The sequence below is a fragment of the Streptomyces lucensis JCM 4490 genome (genome assembly GCF_014650035.1).
GTDB lineage: Bacteria > Actinomycetota > Actinomycetes > Streptomycetales > Streptomycetaceae > Streptomyces > Streptomyces lucensis.
The window spans coordinates 402,296-428,238 of the sequence record NZ_BMUE01000006.1 but is presented as its reverse complement, the minus strand read 5'-3'; the positions used below and the strand labels follow the sequence as shown (position 1 = coordinate 428,238).

Here is a 25,943-nt window from a genome sequence, read left to right as displayed (position 1 = left end):
CGAGTACCCGCAGCTCGGCGGCGACTACGAGGTCATCCACCACACCCAGCTGCTGCAGCACCTCGTCGACGAGGGCAAGCTCGTCCCCGTCACCCCGGTCGAGGGCATCATCACCTACCACGACCCCTGCTACCTGGGCCGCCACAACAAGATCTACACGCCGCCGCGCGAGATCATCGGCAAGGTCCCGGGCCTGCGCAACGAGGAGATGCACCGCCACAAGGAACGCGGCTTCTGCTGCGGCGCCGGCGGCGCCCGGATGTGGATGGAGGAGCGCATCGGCAAGCGCATCAACAACGAGCGCGTCGACGAGGCCCTCTCCCTCAACCCGGACATCGTCTCCACCGCCTGCCCGTTCTGCCTGGTCATGCTGACCGACTCGGTCAACGGCAAGAAGAACGACGGTGTCGCGAAGGAATCCATCCAGGTCGTCGACGTCGCCCAGCTCCTGCTGGACTCCGTCAGGACCCCGCTCGACCCGGCCGGCGAGACCGAGACCGAGACCGCACCCGAACCCGAGCCGGTGAAGTAACACCACCACCAGCCCGACGACGCCCCCTGACCCGCACAGGCAGGGGGCGCCGTCGTTCCGGTCGGGCCGGCCGCCGCCACGGCCGTGGGCACGTTGTGCGGCTAGGCGCCCTTCGGCGCAGCCTGCTGCACCACCTCGAAGGACCACAGGGTGGACCCGGACGCGGCCGGGCGGGGCCGCTCGCCGCCCTCGCCGCCGCCCTGGTGCGCGGACTTCATCGGCCCCTCCATCCACGCCTGGAAGGACTCCTCGTCGCGCCAGCGCGTGTACACGAGGTACTGGTCGGTGCCCTCGACGGGCCGCAGCAGCTCGAACCACTCGAAGCCGTCGGAGTTCTCCACGGCGTGTGCCCGCGAGGCGAACCGCTTCTCCAGCACCTCCCGCTGCTCGGCCGGGACGGTCAGTACGTTGATCTTCACTACGCTCATGAGCCCATCCTGGCCCAGAACGCGACCGTTCACCGGAAGAGGGCGCGGGCGCCGCGGGAACAAACCCGGAGCGAACCCGGAATGCACCCCGACGAACCCGGAGGCCGGCCGCCTGACGCCCCCTTAGGGGATGTCACAGGTCGGCCGCAAAGCCGGGCCCGGACGCCCGGGTCCGGCACACCGGTCCGCGGGACCGGGTACGTTCGATGACGTGGCTGGATTCAGGATGGGACGCGGGGGGCGGGACAACCGCACCCCCCAAGGACAGCAGGCGCCGCAGGGACCGTCGTACGGACAGGGGCGGCCCGGCGGGCCGTCGTACGGGCGGCAGCAACCGTCGTACGGGCAGCCCGCGGGCCCGTCGTACGGCTATCCGCAGGCGTCGCAGCCGCCGTACCCGCAGGCGGGGCAGCAGTACGGGTACCGCGGGCCGGCCGACGACGGACCGGAGTACTTCGGCGACGACGGCCACAACGGCGCGGGGCACGGCGGGCACGACCCGTACGCCGCCAACAACCCGGGCCACACCCAGGCGTTCTCCGTGGACGAGGCCGCCGGCTACACCCAGGGCGCGACCTACCACGCCGGTTCCCCCGCCGCGCCCGCGGCACCGGTCGGCCCTCCGCTGCACTGGAAGCAGCTGCTGAGGGGGATCGTCCTCTCCCCCGACCAGACCTTCCTGCGCATGCGCGACTACACGATGTGGGCCCCCGCCCTCATCGTCACCTTCCTCTACGGCCTGCTCGCCGTCTTCGGCTTCGACGGCGCCCGCGCGGACGCGATCAGCGCCACGCTCTCCAACGCGGTCCCGATCGTGCTGGTGACGGCGGTCGTGATGGTGCTGGGCCTGTTCGTCCTGGGCGTGGTCACGCACACGCTGGCCCGGCAGCTCGGCGGTGACGGCGCCTGGCAGCCCACCGTCGGCCTGTCCATGCTGATCACGGCCCTCACGGACGCGCCCCGCCTGATCGTCGCCATGTTCTTCGGCGGCGACGCCGGCTTCGTCCAGCTGCTGGGCTGGGCCACCTGGATCGGCGCGGGCGCCCTGCTGACCGTGATGGTCTCCCGCTCCCACGACCTGCCCTGGCCGAAGGCCCTGGGCGCGTCGGCGATCCAGCTGGTCGCGCTGCTGTCGATCGTGAAGCTGGGCACGTTCTAGCGCACACTTCCGGCGCGCATGAGGAAGGGCGGGCCCCGGTTCTCACCGGGGCCCGCCCTTCCTCATGTCTACGCGTCGAGCACCTGCCCGGCCCGGTTCACCACGGGAGGCAGGACACTCCAGGCACGCTTGACCTGATGAGGGTGGTTGGACGACACGCCTTTTCCCTGGTCAGGACGCTCACGAACACGCAAGAACGCGAGGCCGCCGGATGCGCAGCCTCGCGTTCTGGGTGTTGCCGTCAGTGCCAGACGGGCTCGATCAAACTCGGGTCGAACCTGCGTGCTCCCCTTCCTGCTGGGTGTATCAGCACGGCCGAGAGACTATGCAAGATCAATGCCTGCTGACGTTCGATCGGCAGAATGCGGAAGTCCTCGATGGTGTCGACACTCAGCGAGGCCGACTGCTGCCGGGTCTTGCTGTGGCGTCCGCGCTCCAGTTTCAGCTCGTCCCGCCGCCGCTCCAGGTCCGGCAGGAGCTGAAGCAGGGTAGAGACCGTGATCTCCTTGGCTTTCGCGGCCTGAGTCAGGGCAGCAATATCCGCCTCAACATCAGCGAGTGCGGGCGCGTTCGGCCACGGCTCGTCGGCGCCCTGCACGGTGGTGCTTGCAGCCCTCTCGCGTTGCTCCGCGAGGACGAGGCTGATCACGAACTCATCGACGGATTCGCCGGCTCGTCCGACCTTGCCGCAGCCGCCGTTCACTACGGAGCACTGATAGCTGAAGGTGGCTCCCTTAGAGTTCGCGGTTCGAGGTTTGTTGACCTGCCCTCGAATCTTGGAGTGGCAGAGTCCGCAGCGGGCGATCCCGGACAGCAGGTACTTCCGGGCCAGCGAGCGCCCGGGGTACTTCTGCTTGCGCTCCGTGACCACAGCGCACACCGCTTCCCACTCCTCAACAGTGTTGATCGGCTCCCATTGACCGATGACCGGCCGGCCGTCGTCATCGAGCAGGAGTTCACCCCGATATGTGCGGTAGCCGCACAGCCGGGGATTGGTGAGCATCCGTTCGACCAGGTGATGTGGGAGCCGCGTAGTGCCCTCACGGGGATGCCCGAGCCCCCGACGCTGCCAGTCCGTGCGGATGGTTCCGATACGGACCCCGGCCAGCAGTTGCTTCTGCGCGGCACGGATATGCTCCGCAGCGACCGGATCCACTGTCCGTCCGTCCGACTGCCAACCGTAGGGAGCCGGGCCGCCGCTGGACTTCCCCTGGCGCGCCAGTTCAAGGTGCTTCCGCTGGATACGCCGGGAGGCATCGTGAGACGACTTGTTGGCGAAGGCGACCATTACGCGAGCCATGGTGCGGCCATCGGCTGTACCAAGATTGACGTCGTTCGTGACGGTGGCGAATACGCGCCGCCGACGCTCGTCGAAGAGATCTATAAGCCGCTCTAGATCCTTCGGCTGCCGGGCCAGCCGATCGAGGTCGTAGGCCACCACCCCGTCGATCAGGCCGTCCGCCAAGTCACTCAACATCAGTTCGAACTGAGGCCGTCGAACGTTCCGCTTGTAGGCGGAGACGTCGTTGTCCTCATAGACCTTCGCAACAGCCCATCCCCGGAGATCCGCAAGCCGCTCGCAGTCCTCGCGCTGGCGTGCGACGCCCAGCCCATCACCCTCGTCATCACGCGAAATGCGGGTATAGACCGCAACCTTGAGTGCCACTGCTACGCCCTCCCCTGGAGGACGAGAAGGCGACGTACCCACTCCTCGTCCCTCGTCGGCGCGCGGCGAAGGTGCTTCGCGATCCATTCCTCCTTCGACATCGCAGGCTTACGGGTCGTCGGCTCGGCCTTGCTAGGCATCCGAGTCACCCCCCTCCCAGTCGGTCAGTTCTTCGCGGGCGGTCTCGCGGTTGTGTTGGATGTCGCGGCGGATGTTGGCGGCGAGCCAGGATTCGCCGGGGGTGTGGCCGTGGCCGGCGTAGGCCCAGTGGGCGAGGGTGAGGGTGGCTGCTTCCTCGTCGTCGGGGTCGGGGAGGCCGAGGGCGGCGCGTTGCTGGGCGGCGCGGTAGTCGGCGCGGACCTGGCGGAGTGCGCCGAGGGTGGTGGAGTAGCGGCGGGACTTGGTGGAGAAGTGGCCGCGGAAGCCGAGCATGTGGGCCCAGTCGCGTAACTTCCGGTCCGGGTAGAGCGGGTGGAGGTCGAGGCATGCGGTGATGAGCCGGGCCGGGTGCTCGGGCACGTCGAGGAGGGCCAGGGCCTCTTTGTTGCCGATGCGGCGGTCTACGGTGCCGGTGCTCTCGGCGGCCTTGGTGGCGTACTTGGCGACGTAGGAGGCGACGGCCTGTTCGGTGATCTCCTCACCGTGGCCGAAGGCGCCGATCGGCTGGACGTCGAGCTGAGCGCCCCAGCGCAGCGTGCGCGCGGGCTCGGTACGTGCCGGTTGATCGGGGTCCGGCTGATACCGGGCCGGAGGGACATCGACGGCGACGCGGGCGGCGGCGGCATGGATGGCGTCGGTGAGCAGGTCGAGGGTGGCCCAGGCCGGGGGCGGGTCGTCGGGTCCTTCTGGTCCGTCGAAGCGGATGACGGCGTGGAAGTGGACGGCTCCGCGCTTTTGGTACTCGGCGACCTTGCCGAAGGAGACGCGGGACTGTTCGCGTGCGGCTTTCTGGGTAAGTCCGGCCCGCTTGGCGATCTCGCGGCGCAGGTAGATCGTGAAGTAGCGCCACAGGTCGGAGGCGTGGTTGTTCCAGAGCACGGCGCCCGCGTAGTCGTAGGTGTCGAGGTCGAGCGGGGTGCCGAGTTCGGGGGCGTCCTCCTGGTGGTGGGTGCCGCAGCGGCAGGGCCGGTTGCCGGGACGGTTGTGGACCGGGCCGAACGAGGGCGCGGTCAAGGTGGCGAACACACGCGGGTGGTCGCGGATCGTTTCGGGGGTGCCTTTGCCAGGGTCGCCGACGAGGCCGGCGCGGATGAGGTGGTAGGTGTCGCCCGCGTAGGTCCAGGCGCAGGCCGGGCAGCGAGAGGCCCGCCGGTTGCCGCAGGCCAGGCGGAGGACGCCGCCGGGTTCGGTGTCGGTCGAGTAGGAGTGCAGGACGTGTCCGGTGGCCGCGTCGCGGGTGACGGTGGTGCCCTGCAGGCGGATCGGGTCGGTGCAGCCGCCGGTGCGGCGGATCTGGTCTTGGATGCGGTCGAAGCCGGTAGACCCGGCCAGCCTCAGCACGTCGGCGAGGGTGGCCGGGTCCAGGCCCGCCATGGTGGCGGTGTCGCTCACTTGATCACCGGCCCCAACGCCGCTTCTTCGGGGTGCTGGCGTCGCTGCTGGTCGGCCCGGACAGCTCCGCGCGGCCAGGCCGGGACGGCTTCGCGCTCCGCTGACCGTCGTGCAGCTCGTGCGCCTTGGCGGTCTTCTTCAAGCGGTCGTAGTCGCCGTCGATCGCTTCGTAGTGGAGGCGGTCGACTCCACGGCTCCAGCTGCGCGGCATCAGGCGGTCACCTCCTGCGGGCGCACGCGGCGAGCGGTGCCGGTGCCCTTGCAGGCCGGGCAGGTCACGCGGAAGGTGACGCGGGTGCCGTCGCGGTGCCGGGTGCCGGTGGTGATGTGGGCGGTGGCGTGGCCGTCACAGTCGCGACAGATCCGTGCGCGGGTGTGCTGGGGCATGATGGGGCTTCCCTTTCGAGTCCGTTGGATCTGGAAGTGGTGCAGGCGCCCGGAGCGGCGGATCTTTGGCGAGAGAGGCCGCTCCGGGGGCCGTTATGGGCGGGTGTTGCGCCTGCCGTGGCCCTTGACCGCGTACATCGCCGCGTCGGCGGAGGCCAGGGCGTCGGTGAGGGTCCGCACGGGCAGGTGGGAGCAGTAGCAGCGGCCGACCGATGCCGAGACCGGCAGGGTGCGGCCGTCGTGTTCGAGCGGCCCGTTCAGGGCGAGCTGCAAGGCGTCGAGGCTGGGGGTGCGGCCGGGGTCGGTGATGATCGCGGCGAACTCGTCTCCGCCGAGGCGGGCGGCGATGCCGTAGCGGCCGACCCAGGTGTTCAACCGGCGGGCGGTCGCAGTGAGAACGGCGTCTCCGGCGGCGTGGCCGTGCGTGTCGTTGGTGGCCTTGAAGTCGTCCAGGTCGACCAGGAGCACCAGGGCGCCGGGGTGCTTGGCCAGCAGGTATTCGGCGCGAGTGGTCCATCCGGCGCGGGTGTGCAGGCCAGTCAGCGGATCACGGCGGGCGGTGGCCAGGCGGCGCAAGAGGAGACCGCCGTGGACGGCCCAGCCCAGCGTCGGTAACGCGGCTGCGATCACGTGAGTGTCCATCGGTCAGTGCCCCTTTCGCAGGTCGGTGATGAGGAAGCGGAGCACGACCGCGGTCACGGCGACCGAGACGGCGGTGATAGCGACCGCCAAGAGCATCGAGACCAGGACGGCGCCAACGACCAGGACCACAGCCCCGCCACCGGCCGCCAGGGCGAGAGCGCTGCCGGGGGTGAGCTGTATGGCCGGCCGCTGGGAGACCGACGCGGGGACGACCGGGACAGGGGCCTGGACCGCGGGGACCTGAGCCGGTGCTGGCGCGGCAGCGGTGTCCTGGGGCGGGTACTTCGGTGCGAACACGGGAGCTTCCCTTCTGTCAGGCGGTGCAGCGGTGGGTGCGGGCGGCGAGTTCGGCGGCGGAGCGGTCGCGGTGTTCGGTGGAGAAGCCGCAGCCGGGGGCGGTGCAGGCGGCGGTGTGCTTGGTCTGGCCGCGGCCGTTGTTGTAGGTGCCGACCTTGACCGGCCCGACGCGGATCACGTCGTAGAAGCGGTTCGGACGCACGTGCTGGCCTCCTTGTGTCAGGCGAGTTGGAGTTGCGCGGCGATGGCTTGGCAGGTCGGTGTGGGCAGGCCAAGTCGGGCGGTGAGCGCGTCGGCGGTGATCTGCTCGCCCGTCCTGCTGCGGTGTGCGTCGGCGAGCGAGCGGGCGTGGTCGAGCAGGGCCGGCGGAACGGCCGAGGTGCCGGCCGGAGGCTTGGGCGGTGCCGGAGCCAGTTCCGGTGCCGGGGGCGGGGCCACCGGTTCGGGGGTGTCGGTGCGGTGCACCTCGACTTCCGGGGCCGCCGGTTCTTCCTCCAGCTGCGGAGCCACGTCTGCGGTGACCGGGGTGGGGGCGTGGACGAGCAGGGTGCCGCCCAGGAAGGCGAGGGCGGGCCATCCGGCGACGAGGATGCGCAGCCAGGCAGGTACCTGGTGGAGGTCGAGCAGTCCGGCGGTGGCGACGTTGGCGCCGAGCGAGGCCGCCAGGGCGATGACGAACCAGGTCCACGAGGACCGGTCCCGGCCGGCGCGCAGCCGACGCCAGGCAGCGACCAGCAGCAGGTCAACGGAGATGGGGTAGGCCCATGCCTTCCATCCGGACTGACCGGCAGCCGCCGCCAGGTCGTGCAGATGCGCGAAGGACAGAGCACCGGCGATCACGGCTTGGATGAGGACGGCATCAGGGCGCAGCGAGCGGTTCACGGCGCCCCCTTACTCCGTGACCGGAAGCGGCTTGACCAGCGACGGACCGGACGCCGGGGCGTCGGCTGGCACGTGGGGCCGGAACCGGTCCAGGGCAGGCAGGTCCGGGACGAGGTGGGCGAAGTCCCGGCACGCCGCCTTCGCGTCGTCGCGGGAGGTGTGGGGGGTGCGGATCTTTGCCCAGCCACCGGAGGAGTCGGCCGCCACGGCGGTGCCGGGGCGTTCAGCAGGGATGAGGGAGGCGGCCGCGACGGCATCCGGAGCGACGTCGGCGAGGCCCATTTCGGCGGTCTGTTTGTCGTTGACCCGGTGCACCACGCGGCCGGTGAGCTGTGCGCGGAGCATGGTGGCGCCCTTGCCCAGTTCGGAGCCGAAGCGCTGCCCGCACACCTCCAGGTAGATGCCGACCGCGCGGGCCATCTGCGCCAGCCGGATCAACGCGGTGACGATCCGCTCCCGCCGCTCCTCATCCTTCTTCGAGGAGATCAGGAACAGCTCGGCCACCTCGTCGACCAGGACGACGACGGGCACCGGCCGTAAGCGCTTGGGCAGGTCCCACATGTCCGAGACGCCGTGCGCGCTCAGCAGGTCGAAGCGGGACTCCATCTCGCTCACCAGCACATCCAGCAGGGAGGCGGAGTCGTCCGGGGTGGTGACCAGGGCCGACAGCCGGGGCGCGTAGGCGGAGTGTTCGACACCGCGCTTGCAGTCGATTCCGACCAGCGCCACCGGCAGCCGCGCCAAGCCCTTGATCAGGTTGCGCTGGTAGACGGATTTGCCCGAGCTGTTCGCGCCGAGCGTCAGTGCCATGGGCACCTTGCGGTAGTCACGGACGAACGCCGTGCCGTCCTCCCGCAGCGCCACCGGCACCGTCAGCCCCTCAGGTACTGCCCCGCGCGACAGGCGGACCTGACGGAGCACGTCGTAGCCGGTCATGCGCAGCTCGACGTACCCCGGCTTGGTCTCGGCGATGGTCACCGAGTGCACTCCCCAGGCATGCCGTAGCCGCTCCGAGGCGGCCATCAGGTCGGCTGGTTCCAGGCCGGCGGGAAGCCGCAGCGTCACCCGCAGTCCGGTCGACGTGCCCCGGACGCGGCGCACCTTCGGCGGGACCGGCAGCACCTCACGGCGGGCCACGTTCCGGGCGATGAAGGCCCGCATGCGCGACGGCTGCACGGTCAGCCCGCACACGTCCATCGTGGAGCGGTAGGTGAAGGTGAACCGGCCCCAGGTGACCGGCAGCCCGACCAGCGACCAGTACACGCGCGGCGCGCGCACCTTCGCATAGCCCAGACCGCCGGCACCCGCGAGGACTCCCGTGGTCTCCAGGACCATGGACACGTCGGTCATGGTCAGGCCACCGGGGTGATCGCGACCGCGCGGAACGAGATGCCGTGCCGCTTCTGGCCGTTGAACTCGTTCTCCCAGTCCCGGGCCTTCAGGCCGACCACCTTCACCGGCATGCCGGGCGCCAGGCCCTCCGGGTAGCCGTTCTCGGGGACGGTGACCTGGTAGAGGTTCCCCTCCCCGTCGTCCGAGACCAGCAGGCCCACGGTCGACAGGGCGGCACCGGTCTCTCGGTCCATCGCCCGCTCACCGGTCTTGGCGTTCGCCAGCTTTGGCGTCGGCGCGGTCGCCACGAACACCACAGCGGTCGACGTGTCGATCTTGAAAGACGGCATGAGCACATCCCTCGTTCAGGAGGCCGCCCAGCGCGACCTCTCTAGACATCTTTACTTTGACCCCACGTCTCTAGAGATGTCAACCAGGATGTATAGAGAGGTTGCGAGTCGAAGATCGCGGCAACACGCAGAGGGCGAGCGCCATACCCATGGCCTAGGCTGTCTAGAGAAGAGAGGAGGGCTCCGGAATGGCCAACACCGACGACGACCGTCGGCCGAAGTACCAGCGGATCGCGGACTCCCTGCGCGAGGCGATCCAGTCGGGCGAGTACGGCCCCGGTGATCGCCTCCCCGGAGAAAACGAGCTCATGGCCGCGCACGGCGTGGCCCGAATGACGGCCCGCCAGGCGTTGAGCGTGCTCCGAGACGAAGGCGTCGCCGAGGCCCGCAAGGGTGCCGGCGTGTTCGTCCGAGCGTTCCGCCCCCTTCGGCGCCGAGGCATCCAGCGACTTTCCCAGCAGCAGTGGGGCAGCGGCCGTTCCATCTGGTCCGCGGACATCGAGAACCGTGCGCTCGAGGTGGACCAGGTCACCGTGTCCGAGGAGGCCGCGCCCGACCGCATCAGCGCGGTTCTGGAACTGGCCGACGACGAGACGGTGTGCGTGCGGCGCCGGCGCTTCGTCTTGGAGGGGAAGCCCGTCCTGCTCGCGACGAGCTACCTGCCCACATCAGTGGTTGCCGGATCCGCCATCACGCAGGAGGACACGGGACCCGGCGGGACGTACGCCAGGCTTGCCGAACTCGGCTACAAGCCTGTGCACTTCCGCGAGGAGATCCGCTCACGCATGCCGTCGAAGGATGAGGCGGCACAGTTGAGCATGTCCTCGGGCACGCCGGTCATCCTCATCTGCCGTACCGCGTTCGCGGACGAGGGCCGCCCCGTCGAGATCAACGAGATGACGCTCGACGCCGCCTCGTACATCCTGGAGTACGACTTCGACGCGTGACCTGGGTTGTTACAGGTTTCTCTACCTCATCAAGCCCCGGCTGCGCTCCGCTCCGCCGGGCGCGCTCCCGGCTCCGCTGCGGGCGCCGCTCCTGCCTCCGGCCCGCTCCGCCCGCGCTGCGCCGACGCGCGCCCACAGGTGGACAGGGCCGGTGGCCATGAGCCGATCACCGCATAGCGCAGCCACGGTCAGTAACAGTGCCTCCGGCGGGGGATCGGCCGGCACCGGGATGGAGGGGGCACCGTCGCCGACCGCGGGTCCATCGTGGCGGATGCGGGGAGCTCCCGTCCCGCACACCATCAACCCAGGCAGAGCCGAGCAGACGCGGCCCATGGCGTCCAGGTCGTTCGTACAGTGGCGCGCTCCACCTGGACGCCATGGACCACGCCCGCTCCACGGTGTGTGGGTCGACGGCGTACGGGACGGGAGCTGGGGAGAGTGATTGGTGCAGGTCAACCGGACGTCGACCGCTTGCCTTGGAATCCACGGTTAGGGGGCCTCGATCCTGCTTCGGTTTTTAAAATCGAAGGTCGAGGGGGGTGTCTACCCTAGCAAGTTGCGGGTCGGCGGTTGCCTAGGGCACACTGAACACCCTCACGCGGCAACGGTGTTACACCGGTCGCCGTGGAGTCCTGGAGGCACGCGTTGGGTGAACGACTCGTGTGGCAGGGCCAGTTGAGAGGGGCGTGGTAGGGTGGCGCCTCACAACTTCATATCAACATGCCAAAAGGACGCCTGCCCAACTTCTCACGGTCAGCAAGCGCCTGATGGCTACTCAACGATGTCGACCCCACGAATGGAGTCTCCTTGTCCAACAAGGACCGGTCCACCGTACCCCCGTACACATTGCATTGCAATGCGTATGACGGTTCGGGAGGCTACAGCGACCATGCGCACCCATGCAAGTGCGAGGTGCGGACGCGGGCGTCCCGAGCCACCGCCATCACCCAGGGGATGAATCTGATCGCGGCGGTCGCGAGCGTGATCACCGCAATCATGGGCGCGATCAAGGTGATCGAGCCCTGGATCACCAAGCTGATGTAGGCGTGTCCCTCGCGTGCCCGAGGGGGCGCGCAGTAACGGGGAGCAGCGGGGAGTCAGGGTCACAGCGACGCTGGCTCCCTGGTCAGCGAGTTGCCAGCTCACAAGGCATCCGCCTATGCGATCTTCCAAACTGGGAGACTCCACCGCCCCTGAGCCGTCAGCCTTCCTGCCAGCCTCGATTCGCTACTGGGTTGCTGGGCTGGTGGACACGGTCCCCTCGCCGTTGTTGGGCGCGGTTTCCACGCCCGAGCTGTTGCTCGAAGTACCGGTGGTGTTGGTCGCCGGCGTTTGCGTCGTATCCGTGGTGCTGGTCGCCGGCGTTTGCGTCGTATCCGTGGTGCTGGTCGCCGGCGTTTGCGTCGTATCCGTGGTGCTGGTCGCCGGCGTTTGCGTCGTATCCGTGGTGCTGGTCGGTGGTGTGCCCCCGAGTTGCACGAACGGAACGCCGCTAGGAGACGTCGTGGTCGTGCCCATCGGTGCAGCGGTGGTGCTGGTCGGTGGCGTCTGCGTCGTGCTGGTCGGCGTACCCGTCGTGCTGGTCGGTGGCGTCTGCGTCGTGCTGGTCGGCGTACCCGTCGTGCTGGTCGGTGGCGTCTGCGTCGTGCTGGTCGGCGTACCCGTCGTGCTCGTCGGTGGTGTGCCTCCGAGTTGCACGAACGGAACGCCGCTAGGAGACGTCGTGGTCGTGCCCATCGGTGCAGCGGTGGTGCTGGTCGGTGGCCTCTGCGTGGTACCCGTCGGCGCACCCGTGGTGCCGGTCCCAGCAGTGTGCAACAAGAGGCCAAGGAGACCACTCTCCTTGTGAGTCTTGTTGCGCATCTTGTGGTATGCAGGCGCAGGGAAGCATTTCGCCTTTACGATGATAGCCCCAACCGTTACTGGCACCCACCCGCCAATAATTGCAGCCCCAGTTGCGATGGTGAAGATTATGACGTCTTCTTTTGTGGGCGCAAGGGATTGAGCCAGATTTTTGTCACTGAGCAACTGTCTGAGGATTTGCTCTCCGACTTTCTTGCCGACAGCCTCTGGGATGCGCCTCGTCGTTTCATCAACTGCGACCCGCGTTGAGATGAGCTTAACGAACTTGAACCCTGACCCTATCCCCTTTCCCGCAGCAATAGTCTCACTCACCGTGGCCGCTACGCACGAAGCCACATCGGCGGGTGTGTTGTGGCTCGCACGAGGAGCTAGTTTGGCCACTACTTTCACAGGCGCGGCCGGCGCTGCACTCGCCTGGCTTGCGACGAAGCCACAAACACCAGTAATCATGCATGACGCCGTACCGACACTGATGCTGCGCAGTACGCTCTTCCTCATGATCGTCCCCTGCGGGTGTCGCTGAGGTCCGCCCCCTTGAAACGGAGCCCACCCCATCGGTCACAAACACGTCATGACCTCAGTCTGCTCTGATGCCCCAGGAGGAGAAAGGGGAAGAGCTACCCACGCTACGGGCGGAACTACCCACACGATTCACTTTGGCATCCCATGTTTCAGCGCGAGGCGAGTTAGATCCGCCCGTCGCCTCAGTCCAGTCTTCGCCCGCAGTCGATCTAAATGCGAATGCACCGTGTGCTCACTTATTTGCAGCTTTCTTGCAATTTCTCGATCCGTATGTCCGGCTGCAAGAAGTTCCAGAATCTGCCTTTCCCGTTCGGTGATGCTCGCGTTAACGCCGAGGAGTTGCGTGAGGTTCGCGGAAATGTAGGTTCGATTACATGCAACTGTTCGGATTGCCGTGAGCAATTCTGATTCTTCGACGTCATGGTCTAGATATCCGCGCGCTCCCGCGTGAATTGCCGTCATCGCATCACACTGTATCGCCGATGAAGATAGAACGATCACTCTGCATCCGCGGTGATGCAGATAGGAAATTCCTTCATGGATAACATCGAAAGTCGACGGAACAAGGATCACAATGTCCGGCAATGCAGATTCACTTTTTCTTTTTAGTGCCGTTTCACCCCCTTTTGACGAGAAGATCTCAAGTTGCAGATCGGCTGCCGCACTCAGAGCATGCTGAATTCCCCGTCGCAGAAGTGGGACATCGCAAAGAATGGCAACACGCTGCAGCCTGTGATCCATTGGCCTTCCAAAGGTGCTATGTGGCCGTAAAGATTAGACACCTTCCAGTCTGGATTATTAGGGGTCGTACGGCATCCCTACCTGGGCCAACCGTGGGCGCGACTGGCAGCACCGCTGCTGAACCGGAGTACAGCAACCACCACCAACCTGCCCGGTGAGTATGTGGGGTTTTGAACCCTCGGTGACTCCCGCAACGACGGCTTTCAAACTGCACGCCACAGCCCGAGGTGGGCGGGCCATCAGTCACCGGTGAAGACGGGGACGATCACTGCTGCGATCGCGGAGAGCAGGCCGGCTACGGCCAAGAAGGCGTTGAACTTCTCCTTCGCGGTCGGGAAAACAGCACGACTCACGTCGCCGACCTTGCTCCGCAACACGATCATCTTGAGCTTCTGCCAACGATGCTGGCGGTTTCGGCACCCCATCAGTACGCCTTAAGCGTTGTTCCGGCAGTAGGTCCGACCGTCCCGATTGACCGCTCCACACCAGACCGGCACCTGGAAGGAAGCGTAGGCGAAGACCGCAACGGACAAGGCGGCGATGATCGGGAGGGCCCAGCGCTGGGTCCATGCGACGACGAGTGCCCCAACCGCGACATATCACCAGTACAGGCGCATAGCTTTCCCCATGGGAGCGCAGCGTAATGGCATATGCGCAGCTCAAGCAGCAGCACGAATCAGACAGAATCGCCGCTGTGGCGCGTGCGTCCCTCTTGACTGTCGGCGCCTCCGGCATAGCGGTCCGGGCCGTCCCTGGGCCGTGCGGGGGTGCTCAGTGACAACCAACGCTGACAGACGACGACGGCTCCGCCGCTGGTCAGAAGGTTGACCAAGGACGGAGCCGCAGATCGCGGACGCGTGGCGTCAGAACTTGTTCCTCTGAGGTGCTCCAGAGCATTGCCTTGCCTGGGCCAGCTTCCCTAGCGGCCCCGGCAAGGCTGGATTGAGGGCAGCCTGATGCGGCACTAGGCGCCGCAGCGAAGTCACCAGGTCAGAGCGCTTCCCTGTTCTCCTTCGGTGCCTCGCCCGACTTATGTACTGGAGGCAAAACGCTCCACGGGAAGTTGATCCAGTCGTCCGTGCGCTTCCAGACGTACTCGCACTTGACGAGGGAGTGGGACTTCTCGTAGATCACCGCGGAGCGCACCTCGGCGACCGTGTCGAGGCAGAAGTCGCGTACCAGCTTCAGGGTCTTGCCGGTGTCCGCGACGTCATCGGTGATCAGCACCTTCTTGTCGGAGAAGTCGATGACGTTGGGGACGGGCGCCAGCATGACCGGCATCTCCAGGGTCGTCCCCACGCCGGTGTAGAATTCGACGTTCACCAGGTGGATGTTCTTGCAGTCGAGGGCGTAGGCGAGCCCGCCCGCGACGAAGACCCCGCCCCGGGCGATGCTGAGCACGATGTCGGGCTCGTACCCGTCGTCGGCGATCGTCTGCGCCAGCTCGCGCACGGCGGTACCGAACCGCTCGTACGTCAGGTTCTCCCGCACGTCACTCATGCCCCTGCCGCCCTCACACCTGGGTCCGGTGGAAATTCACGTAGGACCGCGAGGCGGTCGGTCCGCGCTGCCCCTGGTAGCGGGAGCCGTAGCGCTCGCTGCCGTACGGGAACTCGGCGGGCGAGGTCAGCCGGAACATGCACAGCTGCCCGATCTTCATGCCCGGCCAGAGCTTGATGGGGAGGGTGGCGAGGTTGGACAGCTCCAGGGTCACGTGCCCGCTGAAGCCGGGGTCGATGAACCCGGCGGTGGAGTGCGTGACGAGCCCGAGCCGCCCGAGCGAGCTCTTCCCCTCCAGCCGCGATGCGAGATCGTCGGGGAGCGTGATCACCTCGTAGGTGGAGGCGAGCACGAACTCACCGGGGTGCAGGATGAACGGCTCGTCCCCCTCGGGCTCGACGAGCCGCGTGAGGTCCGCCTGCTCGACCGAGGGGTCGATGTGCGGGTACCGGTGGTTCTCGAACACCCGGAAGTACCGGTCCAGCCGCACGTCGATGCTCGACGGCTGCACCATGGTTTCGTCGTAGGGATCGATCCGTACCCGTCCGGCGTCGATCTCGGCCCGGATGTCCTTGTCTGAGAGAAGCACGTAGCGAGGATACGCAAGGCGCGCGGACCCGTGACAATCGTGACGGACCGCGCGCCAGGTGTGACGACCGCTTGCCCCGCTCCTACCGCTCGACCGCTTCCTTCACGGCGACCGGCACGACGCTGCGGAGCCGGGTACAGCGTGGACACCTCACGAGCCGGCCGGGGCCGAGCCGCTCGGCCTTCTGCATCGGGAACGAAGCGGTGCTGAAGACGTGCCCGTCCGCGCAACGGACGACGGTGCGTTCCATCAAGTCCCTCAAGTCCCTTCCCCAAGAGCCTCGTCGGGCTGACCGACCCGACGACGAAAGCCACATTACGGGATCAAAGAGACGACTCTCCAGGCGGCACTCCGGCCACCACCCGGACCCTCTCCTACCCTCACCGTACGTTTCAACTCCGGCCGCCCGCAGGCCGGATCCCAGCCCGGAAACGATCACGGACCCACCGGGGTCCGAGCACCGGGGGTCCGTGATGATGTACAGTGAGCGAACGTCGGGACATCGGCCCCACCGGGGACGCTGTTCGACTTACGCGGGTGTAGTTTAATGGTAGAACATCAGCTTCCCAAGCTGAGAGCGCGAGTTCGATTCTCGTCACCCGCTCCATGAAGAAGGCCCAGGTCAGAGACCCGGGCCTTTTTGCTGTGCGTGGTGATCACTCGCCGCGTGCCAGATTCGTGCCAGAAGGCTTTTCGCCCGCCTTCTCCGCTGCCTCAGTCCGAGCCTTCCGGACAGTGGCGTCGAGGCCGGCCGCGACCTCCTCCTGCCGCTCCTCGTCGGAGTGCTGATGGATCAGCGCGGCCTTCTCGGACGACTGCCCGGCGCGGACCATCGTGTCCTTGAGTTCGCCGTTCAGCCGCTGCGCTCCTCTGCGACGGCGATCGTCCGGCGCAGCAGTTCTCGGGCCGCCGCCAGACTGGCGGCGCGACGGTCCAAGTCGTTCAGTTGGGCACGCAGCTGGTCGAGGACACCAGGGCACGGGCGCAAGGTGGTGCCGTCGGCAGTGCAGGGGAGGACCCGGCGAATGATGCGTGTGGGAAGGCCGGCGGCGAGCAGGGCGCGGATCTGGCGCACGGTTTCGACGGTTTCCTCGGCGTAGTCGCGATAGCCGTTCGCGCGTCGTTCCGACCGGATCAACTCGACGCGCTCGTAGTAACGCAGGAGGCGTTCGCTGACTTCCGTGCGGCGTGAGAGCTCCCCGATCAGCATGTCCGCCCTTCCACTTGACCTTCCAACGGTGTCAGGGCGCAACGCTGCTCGGGCCGGTCGCATTCCGGGCCGGCCACCTCGCACAGGGAGAAAATGATGATCATTGACGCGCACAGTCATGTCCACGACCCGGTTGAGGATCACATCGCGCTGCTGGACGACGCCGGAGTGGATCGCGCAGTCCTCTTCAGTACACGGCCGCACCCGGAACGGGCCACGGACCTGAAGATGTTGCGCCGCGAGATGGCTGTTCTGGATAAGGCGATCGGGGGCCGGGCGAACGGGGTCGAGGGGTACCGGGCCGCGTGGCGAGAGCTGGATACGGCACTGGCCGCCTACCCTCACCGTTTCATCGGTTTCAGGAGTGTGCCGCTGGACCTGCCAGCAGATCAGATCGCCGAGACAATCGACCGGGACGTGGTCGGGCACGGCCTGCGAGGAATCGGAGAACTGACACCACCTCCCGGACGGGCAGACCTCATCGAGCCGGTGTTGCGAGCGGCGGCGGACCATGGCGACCTGCCCGTGGTCGTTCACGGATTCACACCGACCACGGCGGACGACCTGCGGACTCTGGCCCGTCTGGCGGCCGGGTATCCGACCGTGCCCCTGGTCATCAGCCAACTAGGAGGGCTGAACTGGATGGACGCGATCGAGTTGGTCCGGGATACCCCCAGCATGTTCCTGGAACTGTCGACGGCCCACCTGATCTTTGCCGTCCGGCTGGCCGTCAAGGAGCTCCCGGACCGGACCCTCTTCGGCTCAGACGCCCCCTACGGAGACCCGGTCCTCGCTCGCGCGACCGTCGAGCGCGTCACCACACCAGGTGAGGTCCGGGACATGGTCCTGGGAGGAACGGCCGCACGGCTCCTCCAGCTCACCTGAGGACTGACCCGCACGAGGCAGCGCCACGTCGTCCAGAGCGCCCTCAGCCGTATCCCTCGGCACGGCGGTGGTTGCTGTACAGCAGCGAAGTACAGCAACCACTGCGACCGCAGCCGACCGTCAGAAGCGTCGATGGTCGGCTGACCAGCCCACCAGACCTCAATGACCACCCAGCCGAGAGATCGGGACGAACAGATCGTGCCAGACGCGTGCCAGAACCTAGGGGGAGCCGCGGGGTCCATGAAGAAGGCCCAGGTCATTGACCTGGCCTCAGTCGTCTCGGCTCAGACCTTCTCAGTACTCAGGCGCGGATGCTCGGCGGTGAGCAGCCCGATGTCTTCCACGTCCGAAGTCAGAACGGTCACCCGGCCGGGATGCTGCAAGGCGGTCGCGCACAGCATGGCGTCGATGGCGTACTTGTGGCCGTGCAGCCGCGCTGCCCGCAGCAAGGCGGCGGCGGATTGCGCGACGGCCTGGGTTACGGGCTCGACGCTCAGGCGGGACAGGGTCCACTTCAGTGCGGCGTCGTTGATCTTCGGATGGATCACCTCGACCAACACGGCCGCCGAGGTGATCACGGGCAAGTCCGCGTCGCGAGCCGCCGTCAGCCACTCGTGGATCTCCCGGTCCCGCTGTACGGCCTTTGCCAGGCCCTCGCTGTCCAGAACCAGGACACCGCTCACGCGGCCACCCCTGCGTTCGCGCCTCCGGTCAGCCGGGCACGTTTGACCGCCACGGCCTCGGGGTCGGCCGGACCGTGCACCTTGTCGAAGTCCGCGATCAGCTCGTCCAGCTTGTCGCGCTCGATCTGCCGCTGCGCCGCCTTCTCCAGGTAGGCCGAGACACCTCGCTTGCCGACCCGCTCACGGATGGCCTGCAGAGTTCCGGCGGTCAAGGTGACGGAGATACCGCTGGTGGGGCCGTCGCCGGGCGGGAAGTCAACGTTGTCGTCAGTCACACGCCAAGTATGCCATTCGAAATAGCACAGCGGGGCGGCGAGTGCACCGCGCGGCTCCGATCGAATGACAGAGCCGACGCCGGGCGATATGCACGCTGGTCAGAGCCATGGAACCTGTGCGAGCGCTGTCGCTTGCGGCGGTCTTCATGGAGACCGCCGCATCACCTATCGCGAACACCACCCCGCCAGGCCCTGACCGGGTGAAGGGCGGCACCCCGAGGGGCGCCGCCCTGTGGTGGGACTCGCCGGGGTTCAGGAGTTGCTGAAGGCGTCCCGCAGCCGCATCTCGTTGAAGCCGTTGCCGTCGTAGTCGTCCGAGTACGTCAGCGCGAGCCGGCCGGTCGAGGCCAGGGTCACGGCCGGGCCGCCCTGGCCGCCGCCGGTCACCACGTTCATCCGGTAGGCGGGCAGCCTGCCGGCCGTCGTGCCGTCCGCGTTGAAGCCGCGGGCCCACACGTCGTCCTTGCCCGCGTACAGGGTGCCGCCGATGTTCACGTCGAAGGCCTCCTTCCACGCGACCACGAAGCTGCCGTCGTCGGCGACCGCCACGTCGGCGACGTCCTGGTCGGAGATCGGCCGCTGGCCGTCGACGTACGGGCCGCTGCCGGTGCCGTCCTCGGTGGCCCGCTGCTCGGCCGCCGCGGCGCCGCCGGTCGCGGAGAAGACGCGGTCGTAGATCCGCTGGGGCCGCACCAGCGTGCCGGTGCCGGTGGTGTACTCGTCGGTCCACGCCACGACGAACCGGCCGTCGCCCGCCGACGCCACCGCGGGAACGGTCTGCTGACCGTCGGTGAGGGAGTTGGCCACCTTGCGGGCCACGGCGAAGCCGCCCGAGGTGTTCAGCTTCGCGAGACCGATGTTGAGGCCGCCGTTGCCGTCCGCGTCCTCCTCCCAGACGATCGCGGTGTTCCCGGCGTCGTCGATCGCCGCGTCGGGACGGCGGTTCGACCCGGCCGCACCCGAGTTGATCGTGCTGACCTGGACGTCCTGGTAGCGCAGTGCGCCGGTCGCGGACCAGCTGCTCGCGTAGACCTGGTTGAGCGTGGAGCCGTCGGCCGTGCTCTCCCAGGCGACCGTGTAGGAGCCGTCACCGGCCACCGCGACCGTGGGCCGCAGCTGGTCCCCGCTGCCGGAGGCGTGCGGGCGCGGCAGGGCGGTCACCGTGCCGTCCGGGGTCACCTTGACCACGGCGATGTCGGCGTACTTGTTGCCGTCGTCGTCCTTGGCCCACGCGACGATCGCGTTGCCGTGGTCGTCCACGCCGACGTCGGGCTTCTGGTGCGACCAGGTCGCGTTGCCGGCGGTGCCGCTGTTGCTCAGCAGCTTCTCGTTCCACAGCGCGACGCCGTCCTTGTACATGCGGATGTACACGTCGGTGCCCAGCTCGGTGTCCGAGGAGTCGTGCCGGTCGCCCTGCTCGTACACCACCGCGGTGTAGACGGGCGAGGTGCCGCCGGAGGCGACGGCGCTGTAGTGCTGGTCGCCGTCGGCCTGCACGTTGACCCGCGAATAGTGCTGGGACGTCGAGCCGTACTTCGAGGCGTCGATGTCGACCGCGCCCGAGTGCACCTTGTCGAAGTTGGCGACGTAGGCCTGGTACACCGTCGGGGCGTCGATGCGCAGCAGCGTCTCGTCGTTCGTCTTCAGCGAGCCCGACGTCCAGTTGTGCGAGCCCGTGTACACGTGCTGGACCTTGGTGCCGTCGGCCTTCGTCCACTCCGTCAGCAGGTACTTGGAGTGGGTGGTGCCGTGGTTGCAGGAGGCGGTCGCCGAGGCCTTGTAGCGGCACCCGCCGGGGCGGTTGCCGTAGGCCGCGATGTCGAGGGCGGTCAGATCGTTGACCCCGTCGTTGCCGCCGCCGTTGCTGAGATCGCGCACGTTCGCTTCGACGCTGCACCCCTGGGACCGCTTCGTCTCCAGGGCGTCGTAGACGGCCGGGCGGGTGGTCCGCTGGTCGAGCTCGGCCGCCGAGATCCTGATCTTTCCGTCGGTCGAGCAGTCGACCTTGTCGATGAACGAGGCGAGGATGTCGGCGTTGCCGTAGTGGGTGGCGTCCGAGGCGGTGTCCCGGGGGAAGAAGAACGCCTCGACGGGAGAGCTCGGGTCGCCCGTGGTGTAGTCGTACGTCGTGTGCGCGCTGTCACCGGCGTGCTTGATCTGGTCGTTGAAGTGCGCGCGGTACCGGGAGGCGAGGGTCGCGTTGTTGGACACGACGACCGCGTTGTTGATCTCGCCGTCCTGGCCGCCCGCGAGGTTCTGCGAGCTCTGCCAGACGACGTTCGTGCGACCGTCGGTGAGGGCGTCGAACACGATGTACTTGTCGTGGTCGATCGCGTTCACGTCGCCCGAGCCGTTGCCCAGGCAACCGCGGGAGCACCAGGTGAGGGTGGAGTTGCCCGTCAGCGTCAGGCTGTCCAGGTCGCTGCTGCCCCGGTTCGCCGACTCCGAGATGATGCGCAGCGTGACGCCGCGGCTCTGCGCGGCGGTGAGCTTCGCCCGCAGAGTCGAGCTGTTGAACCAGTACATGCCCATGTACAGCGTCGAGTTGGGCGCCGCGAGGTCGATCAGGTCGCCGACCGAGGTGTTGATCGAGGAGTCGTACGTCGTGGGCGTGGGGTAGTTGAACACCGCGGTGTAATTCCCGGAGACGACGGTCTCCGCGTGAGCGGTGGCCGGGGCGAGCAATGCCGCACCGAGCGCGACAGGGGCGACGAGCGCCGCCCAATGCCGTATCTGTCTGCCCATCTGTTTCCTTTGTTCCAAGCCAGTTGGGGAAGCGCCATCCTAGGGCGGTGCGCCGGCCGGGTTGCTCCCTCCGTCCCGCCCGTACGCAGGTGCACGACCTTTTGGGGAAGCTTGTGCAGCCGGACACTCCCCTTCAGTACCGGTGCGACTCGTACGGTCCGGGCTCCGGAGTGGCCACGTACGGTCGGGGGGCGGGATCTGCCGCGACCCCCTCGTACGGTTCCGGCTGGGCGGGCGCCGCGATGCGGTCCTCCCCGGAGGGCTTGGCTCCCGCCGGTGCGCGCAGACTGCCGTAGCGCTCCATGCGCTGCCAGCGAAGCCGTGATCCGGACACGGCGGTGAAGACGGACTGGAGTACCACCAGATACATGAGCTGCCGGTAGACGAACTGCTGCAGCGGCAGGCTCCACAGCGGGCCGGGGCGTTCGCCGTCCAGGCGGAAGGCGTACAGGCCCATCCCGAGTTGCAGGAGAAGGAAGACGAGCCACAGGGCGGTGATCCGGATCGGGTCCAGGAAGACCAGGCCGTAGAGGGCGAACACGTCAACGACCGGGGCGAGCAGGGGCAGCAGTACCTGGAAGAGGAGGAGGTAGACCAGGCCCCGGCGGCCCAGCTTCCCGGCGGCGCCGCGCTGGACCAGTGCGCCGCGGTGCTTCCACATCGCCTGGAGAGTGCCGTAGCACCAGCGGTACCGCTGTCGCCACAGGGCGTTCAGGGACGCGGGTGCCGGCGACGACGCGGCGAGCGGGGGCGGCTCGTCCGGCAGGACGAACGCATCCGGCGGCGGTCCCGGCGGCACGGACGGCACGGCCGGGAACGGCCGGGCGGGCGACGGCCAGGGGGGTGCGAAGCACAGGTAGCCCGTGCCGCGGCACGAGTGGCGGATGCGGTCCGCCGGGTACCGCGTCGCCCCGCCTCGCCGTCCGATCGCGTCGTCCCGGCCGCGGCGGTGTTATCAAGGGAGTATGGAGGAGCGCTCGCGGCGACGCCGGGCATCCCTGCTGGATCCGCGCAGCGCGGCCGGTCAGGTGTTCTTCCTTCAGGTCGTGATCGTGGTCCTGCTGGTCCTCGCCGGGGTCACGGCCATGGTGCTCCAGACGGCGCGGGACGCGGTGCAGCGGGGGCGCCGTGAGTCGGTCATCGCGGCCCAGTCGTTCGCGAGCGCCCCGGGCACGGCCGCGGCGCTGCGGAGCCCCGATCCGACGGCGGTGCTGCAGCCCCGGGCCGAGGAGGCGCGCAAGCGCACCGGTGTGGACTTCGTCGTCGCGATGAACACGGCGGGGATCCGGTACACGTATCCCTATCCGGGTGAGATCGGCAAGAAGTTCGTCGGCACCATCGCGCCGGCGCTGCGGGGCCGTACCGTCGTCGAGCAGGCCGGCGGGCCGCCGCTGCCCGCGGGTGCGGGGACGGCCGTGCAGGCGGTGGTGCCGGTGACGGACGCACGCGGCGAGGTGGTCGGCCTGGTCTCCGCCGGCATCACGGTCAGGAACGTGGCGGCACTGTGGCTGCCGCAGCTGCCGATCATCGTGGGCAGCGGCGCGGCCGCGCTGGCGCTGTCCACGGCGGGGACGACGCTGGTCGCCCGGCGGCTGCGCCGTCAGACGCACGGCATGGCCCCGGCGGAGCTGGCGCAGCTGTACGAGCACCACGACGCGGTGCTGCACGCGGTGCGGGAAGGCGTGCTGATCACCGGTGCCGACGGCCGGCTGCTGCTGGCCAACGACGAGGCGCGACGGCTGCTCGGCCTGCCGGCGGACGTGCGGGGGCGGCCGGTGCGGGAGCTGGGGCTGCCGGAGTCGATCACGCACCTGCTGTCGTCGCCGGAGTCGGTCACCGACGAGGTGCACCTCGCGGGGGACCACCTGCTGGCGGTGAACAAGCGGCTGACGTACGCGCCGGACGGCGCTGACGGTGCGGCCGGCACGGCCGGCGGCACGGGAAGCGTGGTGACCCTGCGGGACACCACGGAGCTGGCGGCGGTCTCGGGGCGGGCCGAGGTCGCGCGGGAGCGGCTGAAGCTGCTGTACGAGGCCGGGGTGGCGATCGGCACCACGCTGGACGTGGGGCGTACGGCACAGGAGCTGGCCGACGTGACGACGCCGCAGTTCGCGGACCTGGTGACGGTGGACCTGCTCGACGCGGTGGTGCGCGGATGGGAGCCGACGGCGGAGGGCTGGCGGCATCTGCGCCGGGCGGCGATCGGCGGCGACCGGCGGATGGTCCCCGTCCATCAGCTGGGCGAGGTGATCACGTTCACGCACCGCGCGCCGCAGATGCGGACGCTGCAGGAGCGGCGGGCCATGCTGGAGGCGGACCTGCGGCAGGCCCACGGCTGGCGGGAACAGGACCCGGAGCGTGCCCGGAAGGCCCTGGAGGCCGGGCTGCGCTCGCTGATGACCGTGCCGCTGCGGGCGCGGAACGTGCCGCTGGGCGTGGTGAACTTCTACCGGACGGCGGACTCCCCGGCGTTCCAGCCGGAGGACCTCTCCTTCGCGGAGGAACTGGCCGCGCGGGCCGCCCTGGCCATCGACAACGCCCGCAGGTACACCCGGGAGCACGCGATGGCGGTGACGCTGCAGCGCAGCCTGCTGCCGCGGGCCCAGCCGGACCAGGAGGCGCTGGAGGTGGCCTGGCGGTACCTGCCCGCCGAGGCGGGGGTGGGCGGGGACTGGTTCGACGTCATCCCGCTGCCGGGCGCCCGGGTGGCCCTGGTCATGGGCGACGTCGTCGGTCACGGGCTGCACGCGGCGGCGACGATGGGCCGGCTGCGTACCGCGGTGCACAACTTCGCCACCCTGGACCTCCCCGTGGACGAGGTGCTCGGGAACCTGGACGACCTCGTCCTGCGCATGGACAACGAGGAGAGCGCGGGCGACGCCGCGGAGGACCACGAGGGGGAGGGGGTGACCGGGGCGACCTGCCTCTACGCGGTCTACGACCCTGTGACGGGGGTCTGCACGATGGCCCGCGCCGGACACCCGGAGCCGGTGGTGGTGCGTCCGGACGGGACGGTCGGGTGCGCCGGCGTCCCGGCCTCGACCCCGCTCGGCCTGGGCGGCCACCCCTTCGAGACCGCCGAGCTGTCCCTGCCGGAGGGTTCACAGCTGGTGCTCTACACCGACGGCCTGGTGGAGGACCGCGGACACGACATCGACGTCGGGATGGAACGGCTGCGCCGGGCGCTGGACGGTTCCGGGCGCCGCACTCCGGAGGAGACGTGCCAGGCGGTGATCGACGCGCTGGAGCCGTCGCACTCGTTCGACGACATCGCGCTGCTGACGGCCCGTACCCGGATGTTCCCTCCCTCGCGCGTGGCCGAGTGGGACGTGCCGTCGGACCCGGCGGTGGTCCCCTCGGTGCGGGCACGGTGCCGGGAGCGGCTGCGGGAGTGGGGACTCGAGGAGGCCGGGTTCGCCACGGAGCTGATCCTCAGCGAACTGGTCACCAACGCGATCCGGTACGGCTCGCCGCCGGTCGGTGTGCGGCTGGTGCACGGACGCTGCCTGATCTGCGAGGTGTCGGACGGCAGCGGCACGTCGCCGCGGCTGCGGCGGGCGGCGACCACGGACGAGGGCGGGCGGGGGCTGTTCCTGGTGGCGCAGTTCGCCCAGCGGTGGGGGACGCGGTACACGGCCCGCGGCAAGGTCATCTGGACGGAGCAGGCCCTCTGCGACGGCATGGCCGCGGCGGCGGGCCACGCACCGATCGACTTCCTGCTCGACCAGTTCGACGATCCCGGCGCATGAGCCGCGTGATCCGCTGGCGGCAGCCGCGGGTGCGCCGCCCTCCGCCGCGACACCGCCCGCGAACCGGGGTTCACTTCCTTGCATGGGCTACGGCGGGAAGACGGCCGCCCGGCGGTGGCGCACGCTCCGCGCGCGTGCCGGCCGGTGGTGGCGGGACGCCGTCCGCCGGTTCGAGGCCAGTGGGCCGGGGCGGCTGTGGGACCGCCTGGCGGCGGTCGACCTCTTCGGGAACTCCTTCCAGCTGGCCGCGCTCGCGCTCCTGTGCTTCTTCCCCTTCCTGATCATCGTCACGGCGGCGGCCGGCCAGAACGCGGCGCTGGTCCTCGCCGGCTGGCTGGGGCTGGACCCGCAGGCGGCGCAGGCGGTGGCGTCCCTTTTCACCCCCGCGACGAGTTCGTACCCCCTCACCGCGACGAGCGCCGTCCTGCTCATGCTCGGCGCCATCGCCGTGGCCGGCACCCTGCAGAGCTGGTACCAGCTGCTCTTCGGCCTCCGCCGGCGCGGGTGGCGGAACACGGTGATCCAGCTGGCCTGGCTGGTCTGGCTGTTCGCCTACGCGGCCGCGCAGGCCGCGATGGGCAGGGCCCTCGGCGGGTGGCTCCTGCCCGGTCTGATCGGCTTCCTGTGGGCGGTCGTCTTCTGGTGGGGCAGCATGTACGTCCTGCTCGCCCGGGCGGTGCCGTGGCGCGCCCTGCTGTCCTCGGCCCTGGCCACGAGTGTGTGCTGGACCGGCCTCGGGCTGTTCTCCGCCCGCTTCTTCTCCGCGGCGATCGTGGCGAACGAGGAGAAGTACGGCCCGATCGGCGTCGTGATGGTGATCCTGTCGTGGCTGGTGGCGGTCGGCGTGGTCATCCACCTGGGCGCGATCGTGGGCCGCGCGCTGCGCTGAGCGGGCGGCGGGCGGCGGGCGGTGCAGGCGCCGTGGGGCGCGGGCCGGTCGCAGTGGGGCGCGGGCCGGTCGCAGTGGGGCGCGGGCCGGTCGCAGTGGCGTGCCGTGCCCGCCGTGGC

The 25,943-nt window shown here is 68.9% G+C and carries 28 protein-coding genes, 1 tRNA gene and 1 pseudogene; 9 read left to right on the top strand and 21 right to left on the bottom strand.

Annotated elements, in window-relative coordinates; genetic code table 11:
• Positions 1 to 532, top strand: a 532-nt coding sequence (locus IE177_RS17175) for a (Fe-S)-binding protein (RefSeq protein ID WP_190016207.1), incomplete at its 5' end; no start/stop codon positions are given.
• A 101-nt stretch (positions 533 to 633) separates the two neighbouring features.
• Here IE177_RS17175 and IE177_RS17170 read toward each other — a convergent pair.
• Positions 634 to 960, bottom strand: a complete 327-nt coding sequence (locus tag IE177_RS17170) for an antibiotic biosynthesis monooxygenase family protein (protein WP_190016206.1) — start codon at positions 958 to 960, stop codon at positions 634 to 636.
• A gap of 130 nt (positions 961 to 1,090) precedes the next feature.
• Here IE177_RS17170 and IE177_RS17165 point away from each other — a divergent pair, with 130 nt between their 5' ends.
• Positions 1,091 to 2,119: a YIP1 family protein gene (locus tag IE177_RS17165; protein ID WP_190016205.1), complete on the top strand. Its 1,029-nt coding sequence runs from the start codon at positions 1,091 to 1,093 to the stop codon at positions 2,117 to 2,119.
• A gap of 241 nt (positions 2,120 to 2,360) precedes the next feature.
• Here IE177_RS17165 and IE177_RS17160 read toward each other — a convergent pair whose 3' ends face one another.
• From IE177_RS17160 to IE177_RS17115, 10 genes are all read right to left on the bottom strand, one after another.
• Entirely contained in the window at positions 2,361 to 3,785 is a 1,425-nt protein-coding gene (locus IE177_RS17160; RefSeq protein ID WP_190016204.1) for a recombinase family protein, read from the bottom strand.
• A 132-nt stretch (positions 3,786 to 3,917) separates the two neighbouring features.
• Positions 3,918 to 5,336 (bottom strand): replication initiator protein RepSA, encoded by a 1,419-nt coding sequence (gene repSA, locus IE177_RS17155; protein ID WP_308431563.1) that lies wholly within the window; start codon positions 5,334 to 5,336, stop codon positions 3,918 to 3,920.
• A gap of 4 nt (positions 5,337 to 5,340) precedes the next feature.
• The gene (locus IE177_RS17150; RefSeq protein ID WP_190016203.1) at positions 5,341 to 5,547 is read right to left on the bottom strand and encodes a hypothetical protein; all 207 of its coding nucleotides are present in this window, start codon (positions 5,545 to 5,547) and stop codon (positions 5,341 to 5,343) included.
• Positions 5,547 to 5,723: a hypothetical protein gene (locus IE177_RS17145; RefSeq protein WP_190016202.1), complete on the bottom strand. Its 177-nt coding sequence runs from the start codon at positions 5,721 to 5,723 to the stop codon at positions 5,547 to 5,549. The genes IE177_RS17150 and IE177_RS17145 overlap by 1 nt, the downstream gene beginning before the upstream one ends.
• Before the next feature lie 93 nt (positions 5,724 to 5,816).
• The gene (locus IE177_RS17140) at positions 5,817 to 6,365 is read right to left on the bottom strand and encodes a GGDEF domain-containing protein (RefSeq protein ID WP_190016201.1); all 549 of its coding nucleotides are present in this window, start codon (positions 6,363 to 6,365) and stop codon (positions 5,817 to 5,819) included.
• A gap of 3 nt (positions 6,366 to 6,368) precedes the next feature.
• A complete protein-coding gene (locus IE177_RS17135) occupies positions 6,369 to 6,662 on the bottom strand; it encodes a SpdD protein (protein ID WP_190016200.1) in 294 nt (97 codons plus the stop codon).
• Between the two features lie 16 nt (positions 6,663 to 6,678).
• Positions 6,679 to 6,864, bottom strand: a complete 186-nt coding sequence (locus IE177_RS17130; protein WP_190016199.1) for a mobile element transfer protein — start codon at positions 6,862 to 6,864, stop codon at positions 6,679 to 6,681.
• A gap of 17 nt (positions 6,865 to 6,881) precedes the next feature.
• The gene (locus IE177_RS17125) at positions 6,882 to 7,544 is read right to left on the bottom strand and encodes a DUF2637 domain-containing protein (RefSeq protein WP_190016198.1); all 663 of its coding nucleotides are present in this window, start codon (positions 7,542 to 7,544) and stop codon (positions 6,882 to 6,884) included.
• Positions 7,545 to 7,553: 9 nt separating this feature from the next.
• Positions 7,554 to 8,894, bottom strand: a complete 1,341-nt coding sequence (locus tag IE177_RS17120) for an FtsK/SpoIIIE domain-containing protein (protein ID WP_190016197.1) — start codon at positions 8,892 to 8,894, stop codon at positions 7,554 to 7,556.
• A gap of 2 nt (positions 8,895 to 8,896) precedes the next feature.
• Positions 8,897 to 9,226: an SCO3933 family regulatory protein gene (locus IE177_RS17115; RefSeq protein ID WP_190016196.1), complete on the bottom strand. Its 330-nt coding sequence runs from the start codon at positions 9,224 to 9,226 to the stop codon at positions 8,897 to 8,899.
• 188 nt (positions 9,227 to 9,414) lie between these two features.
• Between IE177_RS17115 and IE177_RS17110 the strand changes: the two genes are divergently transcribed.
• The 3 genes from IE177_RS17110 (at position 9,415) to IE177_RS17100 (ending at position 12,022) form a co-directional block, all read left to right on the top strand.
• Entirely contained in the window at positions 9,415 to 10,173 is a 759-nt protein-coding gene (locus IE177_RS17110; protein ID WP_190016195.1) for a GntR family transcriptional regulator, read from the top strand.
• A gap of 807 nt (positions 10,174 to 10,980) precedes the next feature.
• Complete coding sequence (locus IE177_RS17105; RefSeq protein WP_190016194.1) at positions 10,981 to 11,217, top strand: hypothetical protein; 237 nt, start codon at positions 10,981 to 10,983, stop codon at positions 11,215 to 11,217.
• Between the two features lie 202 nt (positions 11,218 to 11,419).
• Positions 11,420 to 12,022, top strand: a complete 603-nt coding sequence (locus IE177_RS17100) for a hypothetical protein (RefSeq protein ID WP_229816074.1) — start codon at positions 11,420 to 11,422, stop codon at positions 12,020 to 12,022.
• 665 nt (positions 12,023 to 12,687) lie between these two features.
• On the opposite strand, the gene IE177_RS17090 is transcribed toward IE177_RS17100, so the two are convergent.
• The 4 genes from IE177_RS17090 to IE177_RS17075 all read right to left on the bottom strand — a co-directional run bounded on the left by IE177_RS17090 (position 12,688) and on the right by IE177_RS17075 (position 15,638).
• Positions 12,688 to 13,299 carry a LuxR C-terminal-related transcriptional regulator gene (locus tag IE177_RS17090; RefSeq protein WP_190016191.1) on the bottom strand — a complete coding sequence of 204 codons (612 nt, stop codon included), beginning with the start codon at positions 13,297 to 13,299 and terminating at the stop codon, positions 12,688 to 12,690.
• Between the two features lie 990 nt (positions 13,300 to 14,289).
• Positions 14,290 to 14,799, bottom strand: coding sequence for a phosphoribosyltransferase (locus tag IE177_RS17085; RefSeq protein WP_190016190.1), 510 nt, complete (start codon positions 14,797 to 14,799; stop codon positions 14,290 to 14,292).
• A 13-nt stretch (positions 14,800 to 14,812) separates the two neighbouring features.
• Positions 14,813 to 15,388, bottom strand: coding sequence for a dCTP deaminase (gene dcd / locus IE177_RS17080; RefSeq protein WP_190016189.1), 576 nt, complete (start codon positions 15,386 to 15,388; stop codon positions 14,813 to 14,815).
• 82 nt (positions 15,389 to 15,470) lie between these two features.
• A complete protein-coding gene (locus tag IE177_RS17075) occupies positions 15,471 to 15,638 on the bottom strand; it encodes a hypothetical protein (RefSeq protein ID WP_190016188.1) in 168 nt (55 codons plus the stop codon).
• Positions 15,639 to 15,921: 283 nt separating this feature from the next.
• Here IE177_RS17075 and IE177_RS17070 point away from each other — a divergent pair.
• A tRNA-Gly gene (locus IE177_RS17070) sits at positions 15,922 to 15,995 on the top strand.
• A gap of 49 nt (positions 15,996 to 16,044) precedes the next feature.
• Here IE177_RS17070 and IE177_RS17065 read toward each other — a convergent pair.
• Positions 16,045 to 16,248: pseudogene (locus tag IE177_RS17065) on the bottom strand (tyrosine-type recombinase/integrase); the annotation flags it as partial.
• A complete protein-coding gene (locus IE177_RS17060) occupies positions 16,242 to 16,598 on the bottom strand; it encodes a MerR family transcriptional regulator (protein WP_190016187.1) in 357 nt (118 codons plus the stop codon). The gene IE177_RS17060 and the pseudogene IE177_RS17065, both read right to left, overlap by 7 nt.
• A gap of 96 nt (positions 16,599 to 16,694) precedes the next feature.
• Here IE177_RS17060 and IE177_RS17055 point away from each other — a divergent pair, with 96 nt between their 5' ends.
• Complete coding sequence (locus IE177_RS17055) at positions 16,695 to 17,483, top strand: amidohydrolase family protein (protein WP_190016186.1); 789 nt, start codon at positions 16,695 to 16,697, stop codon at positions 17,481 to 17,483.
• A gap of 284 nt (positions 17,484 to 17,767) precedes the next feature.
• Here IE177_RS17055 and IE177_RS17050 read toward each other — a convergent pair whose 3' ends face one another.
• The 4 genes from IE177_RS17050 to IE177_RS17035 form a co-directional block, all read right to left on the bottom strand.
• On the bottom strand, positions 17,768 to 18,166 hold the full coding sequence (locus IE177_RS17050) for a PIN domain-containing protein (protein WP_190016185.1): 399 nt from the start codon (positions 18,164 to 18,166) through the stop codon (positions 17,768 to 17,770).
• Complete coding sequence (locus tag IE177_RS17045; RefSeq protein ID WP_190016184.1) at positions 18,163 to 18,441, bottom strand: hypothetical protein; 279 nt, start codon at positions 18,439 to 18,441, stop codon at positions 18,163 to 18,165. The genes IE177_RS17050 and IE177_RS17045 overlap by 4 nt, the downstream gene beginning before the upstream one ends.
• Positions 18,442 to 18,693: 252 nt before the next feature.
• A complete protein-coding gene (locus tag IE177_RS17040) occupies positions 18,694 to 21,186 on the bottom strand; it encodes a phospholipase D-like domain-containing protein (protein WP_190016183.1) in 2,493 nt (830 codons plus the stop codon).
• Positions 21,187 to 21,319: 133 nt separating this feature from the next.
• Positions 21,320 to 21,985: a glycosyltransferase family 2 protein gene (locus tag IE177_RS17035; RefSeq protein ID WP_373305101.1), complete on the bottom strand. Its 666-nt coding sequence runs from the start codon at positions 21,983 to 21,985 to the stop codon at positions 21,320 to 21,322.
• 166 nt (positions 21,986 to 22,151) lie between these two features.
• On the opposite strand from IE177_RS17035, the gene IE177_RS17030 reads away from it, so the two are divergent.
• Both IE177_RS17030 and IE177_RS17025 read left to right on the top strand, forming a co-directional pair.
• Positions 22,152 to 24,935, top strand: coding sequence for a SpoIIE family protein phosphatase (locus IE177_RS17030; protein ID WP_229816073.1), 2,784 nt, complete (start codon positions 22,152 to 22,154; stop codon positions 24,933 to 24,935).
• 82 nt (positions 24,936 to 25,017) lie between these two features.
• Positions 25,018 to 25,824 (top strand): YhjD/YihY/BrkB family envelope integrity protein, encoded by an 807-nt coding sequence (locus IE177_RS17025; RefSeq protein WP_190016182.1) that lies wholly within the window; start codon positions 25,018 to 25,020, stop codon positions 25,822 to 25,824.
• The last annotated feature ends 119 nt before the right edge of the window (positions 25,825 to 25,943 follow it).